Source organism: Azovibrio sp., assembly GCF_049658005.1.
In the GTDB taxonomy this organism is placed as follows: Bacteria; Pseudomonadota; Gammaproteobacteria; order Burkholderiales; family Rhodocyclaceae; genus Azovibrio.
Map to the genome: position 1 here is coordinate 44,435 of NZ_JBASOH010000112.1, position 11,200 is coordinate 55,634.

The following is an 11,200-nucleotide window of genomic DNA, read 5'->3' on the forward strand; positions in this document are numbered from 1 at the left end:
GCGCCCTTCTTTGTTCACTCCGGCCTGATTCAGGCGGATTTCTTCATGGTGTCCAGGCGCAGCTTCACATAGCTGCCCGGGGCGTCTTCGATGGCTTTCAGGGCACGGGTGCCCGGCTGGCGGGCCGGAACCTGTTCGGCGCCACCGGGCAGGGACGTCACCCACTCATTCCAGTTGGTCCACCAGGAGCCGGGGTACTGGGTGGCACCGGCCAGGTAATCCTCGGGGCTTTCCGGCAGGGGCTTGGTGTCGTTGATCCAGTAGGCGTACTTGTTGGCAGCGGGGGGATTGACGATGCCGGCAATGTGGCCGGAACCCCCTACCACGAAGCGCACCGGACCCGAGGGCAGACGGGCGCCCATGTAGGTGCTCTTCCAGGGAGCGATGTGGTCTTCGATGGCGGAGATGAAGTAGCAGGGAATCTTCACCTTGCGGATGTCGATCGGCACCCCGTCCAGGGTGATGCCGCCCGGCTCCTTCAGCTTGTTGTCGAGGTACATGTTGCGCAGGTAGAAGCTGTGCATGGCCGCCGGCATGCGGGTCGAGTCGCTGTTCCAGTACAGCAGGTCGAAGGGGAAGGGCTGCTTGCCCATCAGGTAGTTGTTCACCACGAAGGACCAGATCAGGTCGTTGGCGCGCAGCAGGTTGAAGGTGGTGGCCATCTCGGAACCTTCCAGATAGCCCCGCTCGTTCATGCGTTCTTCCAGCCCGGCCACGGCTTCCCGGTCCAGGAAGATGCCCAGCTCGCCGGGCTCGGAGAAGTCCAGCATGGTGGTAAAGAAGGCGGCGGAAGCCACCCGGTCGTCCTTCCTGGCGGCCATGTAGGCCAGGGTCGTCATGAGCAGGGTGCCGCCCAGGCAGTAGCCGGCCATGTTCAGCTGTTCCGCGCCCGTGTCTTCCAGGACCTTGTCGATGGCGGTCAGGGCGCCTTCGAGCATGTAATCCTCGAAGTTCTTGTGGGCCAGCTTCTCGTCCGGGTTCACCCAGGACATGATGTAGGTGGTGTGGCCCTGATCGGTGGCCCACTTCACCATGGAGTTCTTCTCGCGCAGGTCGAGGATGTAATACTTGTTGATCCAGGGGGGGATGATCAGGTAAGGCCTCTTGTACTGCTTTTCGGTGCTGGGGTTGTACTGGATGAGCTGGAACAGGTCGTTCTGGAACACCACCTTGCCGGGCGTGGTCGCGACATTCCTGCCCAGTTCGAAGGCAGTGGTATCGGTCATGCGGATGCGTAGCTGACCTTCACCGGCTTCCATGTCCTGGAGCAGGTTGTCCAGGCCCTTGATCAGGTTCTGGCCGTGGGACTTCACCGTTTCCCGGAATACTTCCGGATTGGTCATGGCGAAGTTGGAGGGAGAGATGGCATCGATGTACTGGCGAGTGAAGAAATTCACCTTCTGCTGGGTGGCTTCGTCCAGACCTTCGACACAGCAGACCGTGTCATGCAGATGCCGGGCGGTGATCAGGTAGGACTGTTTCATGAAATCGAACAGGAAGTGCTGCTCCCATTCCGCGTCCTTGAAACGCTTGTCGTCCTTCCGGGGCGCCGCCACCGGCTGGATGGGCATGCCCAGCATCTTCAGGGTGGTGTGCTGCCAGAGGGAGAAGTAATCCCACATCATGTTCATCTGGGTCTGGGCCAGCTTGTAGGGGTTGGCCAGCAGGCGGGACGACATGTCCATGAAGGCTCGGGCCACGCCCAGTTCGTCATTGGGGGGGGGAATGCCTTCCTTGACCTTCTTTTCCATGAAATGGGTGATGATGCGGGAAGCCCGCTGGGCCACTTCGGCATAAGTCTTGGCCATCTCTGCGGGATCGGGCAGGGTTTGATCCTGTTCTGCATTCTGTTGGGACATGAGTGGAACTCCTAGTTGGCGGGCACGGCCCGCAGGTAAAGGATTTTGCCGTCGGCATCGACGCTGCGCCGCAGCCGACCGGCCTTTTCCAGATGATTGAGATGGGCAATGGCCTCGCCCATGGCAAACATGGTTTGATGGGTATCCAGGGCGCGGGGAAAGAGCGTGGGCAGCAGCTCCTCCGCTGACCTGGGTACCTCGCAGCTCTCCTCGAGCAGACGCAGGCGCGCCTCATGATGCGCCTCGAGCGCCGCTACGCGCGCCTGCAAACCCTTGAATGGCAAGCCATGGGAAGGCAAAACCAGTACCGAATCGGGCACCAGGGCCTCGAGACGCCTGAGCGAACTCAGATATTGACCCAGGGCGTCGGCCATCGGATTCACGGCAAAGACACTGATATTCGTGCTTATTCTTGGCAATAACATGTCTCCGGAAATTAACACGCCCTGTTCCGCGCAGTAAAGCGAAGCGTGTTCGGGCGAGTGGCCATAACCGCAAATGACTTGCCAGGAGCACGCACCCATCGTGAGGTGGTCCCCATCGCGAATCCGCTCGTAGGTCTCGGGAAGCCCGTCCACCCCATGCCGGTAGGCATTGCCCCGCTCGGCCAGGGCGTTCACGGCGGCAGGACCAAGACCGTGAGCGCAGAACTGGGCCAGCATCGGCCCGGTGCCGTGGCCGGCCATCTCCTGCCAGGACGCATGGGCGGTCAGGTATTCGCCGGCCGTGCACACCAGGGAAGCGCCCGTCCTTTCCTGCAGCCAATGGGCGAGGCCAAGGTGATCGGGATGGAAATGGGTGGCGATGATCCGGGTCAGCGGCCCCTCCAGCCGGGCCAGGATGGCTTCCCACAGGGACTTGATCCGGGGCAGGGCATAGCCGGTGTCCACCAGGGCCCAACCGGCACCCTCCTGGATCAGCCAGAGATTGACGTGATCCAGGGCAAAAGGGAGCGGCATGCGCAGCCAGCGCAAACCCGGCAGGAGTTCGCTCCACGCTCCGGGCTCGGGGGCCTGGGAAAAGGGGTAGATGGGTTCTGGAATAGCCGACATGAATGGGGCAGGACATGCAATCCCGGTGAACTTACCACAAGCCAGGGTTGAAAAAACGACTGGCTTCATCTTTGAGCAAGGGCCTGCACCGCCGGAAGGAAGTTGCCCTCGGGTCCCAGATGAACGATGACCCGCGCCTGAAGGTGCGGGTCATCGTGGCCGGCAGGCGGGAGGAAAGTCGCCGGCCGGCTGAAAAACCGGGGAATGGGAGAAAGGTTAACGCCTGCCCTTGCCGCCCCGGGGACCGGCATGATGGGCATCAAACACCTTCTGCTGTTCAGGGGTCAGCACGGCGTAGAAGGTTTTCATGGCTTCCAGGCGCTCGGCCATGTAGGCCTGATGCTGCTTCGACATTTCCAGCATTTTTTCCATGCGCTCCGGCGCCGTCAGCTTGGCCATGGCTTCCCGATCCGGGTATTTCCAGTCGCCCCGGGGGCCAGACTTTTCGATAAAGGCTTTCCAGGCCGGCTCCTGCGCGGCAGTCAGTTTCAGATCCTTGTGCAGTTGCTCCTGACGCGCCTGCATGCGTTCTTGCATGCGTTCAGCCTTGGGGCCGTCGTTCATGCCGTGTGCCATGGGGCCGCAGTCACCCCCCATGTAGGCGAAGGCGGGGCCGGCACCCAGAGCGGCGGCGGCAAGCAGGGTGAGAGCGATCTTGCGAGTGGTGTTCATGGTTTTCTCCTGGTTGAACTTCTAGGTTGTGACAGGCTCTATTAAAGACTCTATTTGTGATTTTTGTGTGTCCCGCCAAGCTCCCTTTGTTTCCTTTTGTAACCCCTGGAGGCATTCCCATGGAAAACGAAGCGCTCTACCCCTGCGTCAGCATCTGCACTCCGGACCCGGATTCCGGTTATTGCCTGGGTTGCGGCCGCCCCCCTCTGGAATCCCCGGGCATCGTCCATGAGGAAGCCTCTGGCAAGGGGAACGCCGAAAACGTCGAGTCCGATCACTGAGGACCGGCCCGCAGGCGGTTTCTGACGCTTGCGGGCGTCGGACGTCGGACGTCGGGCGTCTCTCATCTCTCGTCTCTCGTCTATGACTCGAAGAAGAACTTGTCCGCGCCGAAGGCCGGGCGCAGCTGGTCGAACCAGGTGGCATCCGGGTCGAAGCGGGCAAAGAAGGGCCGCTGCACCCAGTCTGGGTTACGGGCCTGGATGAAACGCAGCACGAAGACCGGCTCGCCGGCCACCGTCGTCACCCCCTGGATTTCCACCTTGCCGGGCAAGGCGCTCATGCTCGGACCCCGGGCGGTGCGGGCGAGGCCGGAAACGCCCTGGATGGCTTCCCGGTAGATTTCCCAGGCCCGCACCAGGGGCACCTCGAAGTAGTTGCGCGCCCCCGTATCCCGCTCCACGAACAGGTAGTAAGGCACCAGCCCCAGGCTGACCTGGGTGTTCCACATGCGCCGCCAGACCTCGGGATCATCGTTGATGTGCGCCACCAGCGGCCCCTGGCAGCGGATCAGGGCGCCGCTTGCTTGCAGGCGGGCGATGGCCTGGCGCACCGCCGGGGTTTCGAGCTCCCGCCAATGGTTGAAATGGGCCATCAGCGCCACATGCTTGCCGGCCCGGTGCAGGCGCTCGAAGAGGCGCAGCAGATCATCGGCATCCGGTTCACCCAGAAAGCGGTGCGGCCAGAAGGACAGCGCCTTGGTGCCGATGCGCACCGTCTGGATATGCTCGAATTCCGGTGCCAGCAGGGGTTCCAGATAGGCCGCCAGATGCCGGGTCTTCATCACCATCGGGTCGCCGCCGGTGATGAGCAGGTCGGTGACTTCCGGATGGCTCTCGAGATAGCCCAGCAAGGTGGCGGACTCGCTGCTGGCCATGCGCAAGGCCTTGTCACCCACGAACTGGGCCCAACGAAAGCAGAAGGTGCAGTAGGCATGGCAGGTCTGCCCCTGGCTGGGAAAGAACAGCACGGTCTCCCGGTATTTGTGCTGGATGCCGAAAAGGCGGTTGCCCGCCTCGTCCGTGGGGATGTTGAGCTGCATCTGCCCGGCCGGGTGGGGATTCAGATCGGCCCGCACCCGGGCCACGGCCTCCTGCATCAGGGCCGGATCGGCTTCACCCCGGATGAGATCGGCGATCAGGTCGAAGTGGCGCTCCTCCAGCATGCCTTGCTGGGGAAAGGTGAGCTGGAAGATGGGATCGTCGGGGACATTGTCCCAGTCGATCAGCTCGTCGATGACGTACTGATTCACCCGGAACGGCAGGACGCAGGACACTACCTGCATGGCAAAACGGAGATCTTTCGGGAGACGCCGTAAAGGTGCGATGCGGTCCAGATCCCGCGCGGTGTAGACCTTGAAAGATGGGTGGGCAATCGGCGCCGGGGTTGCAGACTCCAGAAGCCGGGGAAGCACATGAGCATTCATGGCGGTTCCTCCTTTCGCTTGGGTCCGGGCGTAGTTGCAAGTGCCACGAGCGGGCACAGCCGGACTCCGGGTTCAATGGACCCGAATTATAGTTGTAGCAAACCTATTTTTACAAATGTAATTGGTGTGATAAAACCCGGGAAGGCTCCCGGGTATCCGCCAGGGGGAAGCCCCCCAGTTCAAGCCTGACGCGGTAGCAGTTCCTGGACCAGCTTCACCCAGTAGGTGATCCCGACGGGCAGGGCCTCGTCATTGAAATCATAGTGGGGGTTATGCAGGGTGCAGCCGCCCGTGCCCGGGCCGTTGCCGAGCCAGACATAGCAGCCCGGCTTTTCCCGCAGCATGTAGGCAAAGTCTTCGGCGCCCATGGATGGCAGGGCATCGCTTTGCACCTTGTCTTCTCCGAGAAAACCCAGGGCCGCCCGGCGGCAGGTCTCAGCCTCGGGGGCCGTATTCACTGTGGGCGGGTAGCGATGCTCGAAAGTCACGCCGATCTGAGCTCCATAGGCGGAGGCCACGCCGCTGCAGAGGCGCTCGATGGAACGCTCCACCAGTTCCTGCACCTCGGGCTTGAAGCTGCGGATGGTGCCGCGCAGCACGGCTTCTTCCGGGATGATGTTCCAGGCGGACCCGGAGTGGAACTGGGTGACGCTGACCACCGCCGCCTCGCAGGGATGCAGGTTGCGCGCCGTCACCGTCTGCAGGGCCTGGACCAGATGGCTGGCGGCGACGATGGTGTCCACCCCCTGGTGCGGCATGGCCGCATGGCAGCCGTGACCGCGCACGGCCAACTCAAAACCGCAGGTGCCGGCCATGACCGGCCCGGGCATGATCGCCATCTCGCCCACGGGAATCCCCGGCCAGTTGTGCAGGCCATACACGGATTCCACCGGGAATTTCTCGAACAGCCCCGCCTCGAGCATCACCGCCGCCCCTCCCTCGGATTCTTCGGCGGGCTGGAAGATGAACACCACCGTACCGTCAAAATCCGGGTGTTCGGCAAGATAGCGGGCCGCCCCCAGGAGCAGGGCCGTATGCCCGTCGTGGCCGCAGGCGTGCATGCAGCCCGGGTGTCTGGAGTGGTGGGGAAATTCGTTCATCTCGGTCAGCGGCAGGGCATCCATGTCGGCCCGCAGGCCGATCATGCGCTGGCCGGAGCCGGCCTTGAGCAGGCCCACGACTCCGGTACGGGCCAGGCCCTTGTGGACTTCCAGCCCGTAGCGTTCCAGCTCCCGGGCGACGATGTCGGCGGTCCGCTGTTCGTGGAAAGCCAGTTCCGGGTGGGCGTGGAGGTCCCGGCGCAGGGTCGCAAGTTCGGCGAGAAAGGGGATGTTCAGCAGTTTCATGGCGATTTGCGGTATCAAACGGGCCTTTCATTATGCCTGCCTTGCTCCTGAAGCGGTGCTTCGCTAAGGTGCACCCTCCTGACTTTCGGCCTTTCCCCATGGAACTCGTCCTCATCAGCGGTTTATCCGGCTCCGGCAAGTCCGTCGCCCTGCACGTCCTGGAAGACCGAGGCTATTACTGCGTGGACAATATGCCCGTCGTGATGCTGGGAGTCCTGGTGAATCTGCTGCAGGACGAGGGTTATGCCCGGGCCGCGATCGCCATCGACGCCCGTTCCGGCGGCGGCATCGAAAAGCTGCCGGAAAAGATGGCAAGGATTGCCAGCCAGGGCATCACCCTCAACTTCCTCTTTCTGGACGCCCAGGATGAGGTGCTGATCAGGCGCTTCTCGGAAACCCGCCGCCGCCACCCCCTGGGTTCGGAGGAGCGCACCCTGGTGGAGGCCATTGCCGAAGAGCGCCGCCTGCTGCAGCCCATCATGGTCCTGGGCCACCGCATCGACTCCTCCTTCCTGAAGCCTGCCGCCCTGCGGGAGTGGGTGACCCAGGTCACCGGCGCCCCCACCAATGAGGGGCTGACCCTGCTGTTCCAGTCCTTCGGCTTCAAGCACGGCCTGCCCCAGGATGCCGACCTGGTGTTCGACGTGCGCTGCCTGCCCAATCCCTATTACGACCCGGAACTGCGGCCCCATACCGGCAAGGATGAATGCGTCATCCGCTTTCTCGAAGCCGAGGTCGAAGTGCTGCGCATGCGTGACCACATCCGCGACTTCGTCGCCGCCTGGTTGCCCAGCTACCTGAAGGACAACCGCGCCTACCTGACCGTGGCCATCGGCTGCACCGGCGGCCAGCATCGCTCGGTGTACCTGGCCGAATGGCTGGGCCACCACTTTACCGGCCTGGTGTCCCGGGTGCTGGTGCGGCATCGCTCCCTGGCAGGCCATGACCCTGGCGGCTGACATGACCGTGCCATGGCTGCGCTTGATCCGCCCCGGCGACTGGCTCGTGATCCTGGCCGCCGCCTCGGCGGTGGGCGTCAGCTTCCCCTTGCTCTGGCAAGGCGGCCAGGGCGAGCGGGCCATCATCCGCCAGGAAGGCCGGGTCTTCCTGGAAGTGGCCCTGGACAAAGCCCGGACCATCCCGGTCCCCGGCCCCCTGGGCACGACCGTGATCGAGATCGCGGCAGGCCGGGCCCGGGTGGCCTCGGACCCGGGACCGCGCCAGTACTGCGTGCGCCAGGGCTGGCTCTCCCGCGCCGGGGAAATCGCCATCTGCGCCCCCAACCGGGTCAGCCTCGCCATCGGCGGCGGCCAGTCTCCCTATGACTCCCTCAATTACTGAACTCGAAGTCGGCGCCGACGATGTGCGCATCGCCCGCCTGGCCGCCGCCGCCGTCGGGCTTTCCCTCATCGATGCCGCCATTCCCATGCCCCTGCCCGGCGTCAAGCCGGGCCTGGCCAACATCGTCACCCTGGTGGTGCTGGCCCGTTACGGCTGGGGCGCCGCCGCCTGGGTGAGCGGCCTCCGGGTGGTGGCCGGGGGCCTGTTGCTGGGCCAGTTCCTGGCGCCAGGTTTTTTCCTCAGCCTTGCCGGCGCCGTCATGAGCCTTGCCTTCCTGGCCCTGGCGCGCTGGCTGCCCGGCAGGCTGTTCGGTCCGGTCAGCTGGAGCCTCCTGGCGAGCTTTGCCCACATGGCCGGGCAACTGGCCCTGGCCCGGGCCTGGCTGATTCCCCATGACGGAGTCTTTCGCCTGGTGCCGGTACTGGCCCTGGCGGCCTTGATTTTTGGCATCCTCAACGGCCTCGTGGCCTGCCGCCTGCTGCTCGACTTCCCCCTCGGAAAAGAATCATGAACACCGCGCCTAAAACCGTCTGCCTCGCCTTCACCGGCGCCTCCGGCCTGCCCTACGGCCTGCGCCTCCTGGAATGCCTGCTGGCCGCAGGCGTGCGGCTGCAACTCCTCTATTCCCAGGCCGCCCAGATCGTCGCCCGCCAGGAACTCGGCCTGGAACTCTCCTCCCGCCCCGCCGCCACCCGGGAACGGCTGCTCGCCCGCTACCCCGGCCTGCCTGGCACCCTGGAAGTCTATGGCCGGGAAGAATGGTTCGCCCCGGTGGCCTCGGGCTCCAACCCGCCCGACGCCATGGTGATCTGCCCTTGCAGCATGGGTACCCTCGCCGCCGTCGCCCAGGGCCTGGCCGACAAGCTGATCGAACGGGCCGCCGATGTGGTGCTCAAGGAAGGCCGCAAGCTGGTGCTCGTCCCCCGCGAAACGCCCTTCTCCGTCCTCCACCTGGAAAACATGCTGCGCCTTGCCCGGGCAGGCGCCGTGATCCTGCCCCCCTCCCCCGGCTTCTACCACCAGCCGCAGCAGGTGGCCGACCTGGTGGATTTCGTGGTGGCCCGCATCCTCGACCAGCTGGGGGTTACGCATCGGCTGATGGCCCGCTGGGGCGAGGCCGTCTAGCCGCCCTCCAGCTCCCCGAGCAGGACGGCTACCGGCGCCGGCACCCCGGCGGCCCTGGCCTCTGCCAGCGGCAGGCAGCACATGCCCGGCTCACCGGCCAGAAGCGGCAGCGCCGCCACCCGGCAGAGGAAGGGCCGGATTTTGAGGCGAAAGTGGGTAAAGGCATGCTCCCGGGGCGGCAGGGGCTCAAGTTCGAGTGCGCTCAAGCCCCAGCGCGGCAACCGATCGAGCCCCTCCGGCAGGGCAAGCAGACCGCCCCAGATCCCTACCGGCGGACGCCGTTCGAGCAGCACCTGCCGGCCATCGGTCAGGAGCAGCCACACCGCCTCCCGCTGCCGCCGGGTTTGCGCGGGCTTCGGGGTCGGGAGGCACGCTTCCCGTCCCTGCTGGTGCGCAAGGCAGGTCGCCGCCAAGGGGCAAGAGGCGCAGCGGGGCTTGCCGCGCTGGCACAAACTCGCCCCCAGGTCCATCAGCCCCTGGGTATAGGCCCGCATGTCGTCGGCAACCATGTCGTCAGCCCGCACGTCGTCGGCCTCCATACCATCGCCACCCCTATCGCCCCCGCTATCCAGGCCCGCCGGCAAGAGGGACTCGGCCAGGGACCAGAGCGCCTTTTCCACCCTGCCCACCGGCACGCCTTCGATGGCGAAATGGCGGCACAGCACCCGCTTCACATTGCCATCCAGAATCGCCGCCCGCTCCCCATAGGCAAAGGCGGCAATGGCCGCCGCGGTGGACCGGCCCAGGCCCGGAAGCTCGGCCAACTTGGCCGCCGTGCGCGGAAAAATTCCGCCATGCCGCTCCACCACCTGGCGGGCGCAGGCGTGCAGGTTACGGGCCCGGGCGTAATAGCCCAGGCCCGCCCAGAGAGCCAGCACCTCTTCCAGAGGCGCCGCGGCCAGGGCTTTCACCGTGGAAAAACGCGCCATGAAGCGCTGGAAATAGGGCAGCACCGTGCGCACCTGCGTCTGCTGCAGCATGATCTCGGAGAGCCAGATGGGGTAGGGATCACGCCCTCCCTGCCAGGGCAGGTCATGGCGCCCGGAGAGGCGCTGCCAGCGCACCACCCGGTCGGCAAAATCGCTAGCGGCAGCCGCGTTGATTACATCCATATATCGACAAAAAAGCGCTAAGGGGCGGATAATACGCGCTTTTTTCAAGCCACCCGCCATGACCGTGACCGTCCTGCCCTCTGACCCCACCCTCCCAGCCAGTTTCGATAGCCGCGCCTTTCGCCATGCCCTCGGCTGTTTCGCCACCGGGGTTACGGTCGTCACAGCCCAGGCAGCGGACGGTAAACTCATGGGACTGACGGTGAACTCCTTCAGCTCCGTCTCCCTGGAGCCGCCGCTGGTGCTCTGGAGCCTGGCCGCCTCCTCCCCCAATCTGGAAGGCTTTCAGCGCGCCAGCCACTACGCCATCAATGTATTGGCCCTGGACCAGGAAGCCACTTCCAACCACTTCGCCACCCGCCAGGAAGACAAGTTTTCCGGCCTCGAATGGACCCCCGGCCTGGGCGGCGCCCCCCTGCTCCCCGGCTGCCACGCCCGCTTCGAAGTGCGCAACGAATTCCACTACCCGGGCGGCGACCACCTGATCTTCATCGGCCACGTCGAACGCTTCAGCGCCCAACCCGATGTCTCCCCCCTGCTCTTCCACTGCGGCCGCTACCGGCAGCTGGCCCCCTGAAGCACCCGGGAAGATTCAGCGCCGCCTTGCCTGAGAGCGTCGAGGGATTGTCTCCTTGCTTGGCAAGACACACGGATCAAGTACCCCCGCGGGAATGGCAGGACCATCCCGACTCCGTTACTTGTGCATCGTACGGAGCGAGGCAAGCCAGGTGTGATCGCGAACCCGTGATCGCGAACCCGAAGGGGTTGATGCTATAATCCGCGGCCGGGCAACGGTTACCTCTTCCTCCAGAGGTTCAAGGCGGGTGTAGTTCAATGGTAGAACGGCAGCTTCCCAAGCTGCATACGAGGGTTCGATTCCCTTCACCCGCTCCACTTCGACTTTCCAGGGACTTCCACCGAACGCCAGGGAACGTCGTAAGTCATTGTCAGGATTGAGATTTTTACCTGATCTCAATCCACTGACATC

12 protein-coding genes and 1 tRNA gene are annotated in these 11,200 nt (G+C 64.5%); 7 read left to right on the forward strand and 6 right to left on the reverse strand.

Annotation, left to right across the window (positions count from 1 at the left end; genetic code table 11):
• Positions 1-29 precede the first annotated feature (29 nt).
• The 3 genes from WBH99_RS10470 to WBH99_RS10480 form a co-directional block, all read right to left on the reverse strand.
• Entirely contained in the window at positions 30-1,859 is a 1,830-nt protein-coding gene (locus WBH99_RS10470) for a PHA/PHB synthase family protein (protein ID WP_424220032.1), read from the reverse strand.
• 11 nt (positions 1,860-1,870) lie between these two features.
• Complete coding sequence (locus WBH99_RS10475) at positions 1,871-2,911, reverse strand: MBL fold metallo-hydrolase (RefSeq protein ID WP_424220033.1); 1,041 nt, start codon at positions 2,909-2,911, stop codon at positions 1,871-1,873.
• Positions 2,912-3,127: 216 nt separating this feature from the next.
• Positions 3,128-3,583 (reverse strand): Spy/CpxP family protein refolding chaperone, encoded by a 456-nt coding sequence (locus tag WBH99_RS10480; protein ID WP_424220034.1) that lies wholly within the window; start codon positions 3,581-3,583, stop codon positions 3,128-3,130.
• Between the two features lie 119 nt (positions 3,584-3,702).
• On the opposite strand from WBH99_RS10480, the gene WBH99_RS10485 reads away from it, so the two are divergent.
• On the forward strand, positions 3,703-3,864 hold the full coding sequence (locus WBH99_RS10485; protein ID WP_424220035.1) for a hypothetical protein: 162 nt from the start codon (positions 3,703-3,705) through the stop codon (positions 3,862-3,864).
• A gap of 80 nt (positions 3,865-3,944) precedes the next feature.
• On the opposite strand, the gene WBH99_RS10490 is transcribed toward WBH99_RS10485, so the two are convergent.
• Together WBH99_RS10490 and WBH99_RS10495 are read right to left on the reverse strand one after the other, a co-directional pair.
• Positions 3,945-5,288: a KamA family radical SAM protein gene (locus WBH99_RS10490; RefSeq protein WP_424220036.1), complete on the reverse strand. Its 1,344-nt coding sequence runs from the start codon at positions 5,286-5,288 to the stop codon at positions 3,945-3,947.
• Positions 5,289-5,467: 179 nt separating this feature from the next.
• The gene (locus WBH99_RS10495; RefSeq protein WP_424220037.1) at positions 5,468-6,634 is read right to left on the reverse strand and encodes a M20 aminoacylase family protein; all 1,167 of its coding nucleotides are present in this window, start codon (positions 6,632-6,634) and stop codon (positions 5,468-5,470) included.
• A gap of 98 nt (positions 6,635-6,732) precedes the next feature.
• Here WBH99_RS10495 and rapZ point away from each other — a divergent pair, with 98 nt between their 5' ends.
• Genes rapZ through WBH99_RS10515 form a run of 4 tightly spaced genes read left to right on the forward strand, consistent with a single transcriptional unit; the run spans position 6,733 to position 9,100 of the window.
• The gene (gene rapZ / locus WBH99_RS10500; protein WP_424220038.1) at positions 6,733-7,593 is read left to right on the forward strand and encodes an RNase adapter RapZ; all 861 of its coding nucleotides are present in this window, start codon (positions 6,733-6,735) and stop codon (positions 7,591-7,593) included.
• 1 nt (position 7,594) lies between these two features.
• Entirely contained in the window at positions 7,595-7,975 is a 381-nt protein-coding gene (locus WBH99_RS10505; protein ID WP_424220039.1) for a NusG domain II-containing protein, read from the forward strand.
• Positions 7,956-8,486 carry a Gx transporter family protein gene (locus WBH99_RS10510; RefSeq protein ID WP_424220040.1) on the forward strand — a complete coding sequence of 177 codons (531 nt, stop codon included), beginning with the start codon at positions 7,956-7,958 and terminating at the stop codon, positions 8,484-8,486. The genes WBH99_RS10505 and WBH99_RS10510 overlap by 20 nt, the downstream gene beginning before the upstream one ends.
• Positions 8,483-9,100 (forward strand): flavin prenyltransferase UbiX, encoded by a 618-nt coding sequence (locus tag WBH99_RS10515; RefSeq protein WP_424220041.1) that lies wholly within the window; start codon positions 8,483-8,485, stop codon positions 9,098-9,100. The genes WBH99_RS10510 and WBH99_RS10515 overlap by 4 nt, the downstream gene beginning before the upstream one ends.
• Here WBH99_RS10515 and WBH99_RS10520 read toward each other — a convergent pair.
• Positions 9,097-10,212 (reverse strand): A/G-specific adenine glycosylase, encoded by a 1,116-nt coding sequence (locus tag WBH99_RS10520; RefSeq protein WP_424220042.1) that lies wholly within the window; start codon positions 10,210-10,212, stop codon positions 9,097-9,099. The genes WBH99_RS10515 and WBH99_RS10520 overlap by 4 nt on opposite strands.
• Before the next feature lie 58 nt (positions 10,213-10,270).
• Here WBH99_RS10520 and WBH99_RS10525 point away from each other — a divergent pair, with 58 nt between their 5' ends.
• Together WBH99_RS10525 and WBH99_RS10530 are read left to right on the forward strand one after the other, a co-directional pair.
• Positions 10,271-10,789: a flavin reductase family protein gene (locus WBH99_RS10525; RefSeq protein ID WP_424220043.1), complete on the forward strand. Its 519-nt coding sequence runs from the start codon at positions 10,271-10,273 to the stop codon at positions 10,787-10,789.
• A gap of 243 nt (positions 10,790-11,032) precedes the next feature.
• Positions 11,033-11,106, forward strand: a tRNA-Gly gene (locus WBH99_RS10530).
• Positions 11,107-11,200 lie beyond the last annotated feature (94 nt).

Excerpts from the sequence above, each read along its gene's own strand:
- WBH99_RS10470 (WP_424220032.1), bottom strand. The coding sequence starts at position 1,859 with ATGTCCCAACAGAATGCAGAACAGGATCAAACCCTGCCCGATCCCGCA.
- WBH99_RS10475 (WP_424220033.1), bottom strand. The coding sequence starts at position 2,911 with ATGTCGGCTATTCCAGAACCCATCTACCCCTTTTCCCAGGCCCCCGAG.
- WBH99_RS10480 (WP_424220034.1), bottom strand. The coding sequence starts at position 3,583 with ATGAACACCACTCGCAAGATCGCTCTCACCCTGCTTGCCGCCGCCGCT.
- WBH99_RS10485 (WP_424220035.1), top strand. The coding sequence starts at position 3,703 with ATGGAAAACGAAGCGCTCTACCCCTGCGTCAGCATCTGCACTCCGGAC.
- WBH99_RS10490 (WP_424220036.1), bottom strand. The coding sequence starts at position 5,288 with ATGAATGCTCATGTGCTTCCCCGGCTTCTGGAGTCTGCAACCCCGGCG.
- WBH99_RS10495 (WP_424220037.1), bottom strand. The coding sequence starts at position 6,634 with ATGAAACTGCTGAACATCCCCTTTCTCGCCGAACTTGCGACCCTGCGC.
- rapZ (WP_424220038.1), top strand. The coding sequence starts at position 6,733 with ATGGAACTCGTCCTCATCAGCGGTTTATCCGGCTCCGGCAAGTCCGTC.
- WBH99_RS10505 (WP_424220039.1), top strand. The coding sequence starts at position 7,595 with ATGACCGTGCCATGGCTGCGCTTGATCCGCCCCGGCGACTGGCTCGTG.
- WBH99_RS10510 (WP_424220040.1), top strand. The coding sequence starts at position 7,956 with ATGACTCCCTCAATTACTGAACTCGAAGTCGGCGCCGACGATGTGCGC.
- WBH99_RS10515 (WP_424220041.1), top strand. The coding sequence starts at position 8,483 with ATGAACACCGCGCCTAAAACCGTCTGCCTCGCCTTCACCGGCGCCTCC.
- WBH99_RS10520 (WP_424220042.1), bottom strand. The coding sequence starts at position 10,212 with ATGGATGTAATCAACGCGGCTGCCGCTAGCGATTTTGCCGACCGGGTG.
- WBH99_RS10525 (WP_424220043.1), top strand. The coding sequence starts at position 10,271 with ATGACCGTGACCGTCCTGCCCTCTGACCCCACCCTCCCAGCCAGTTTC.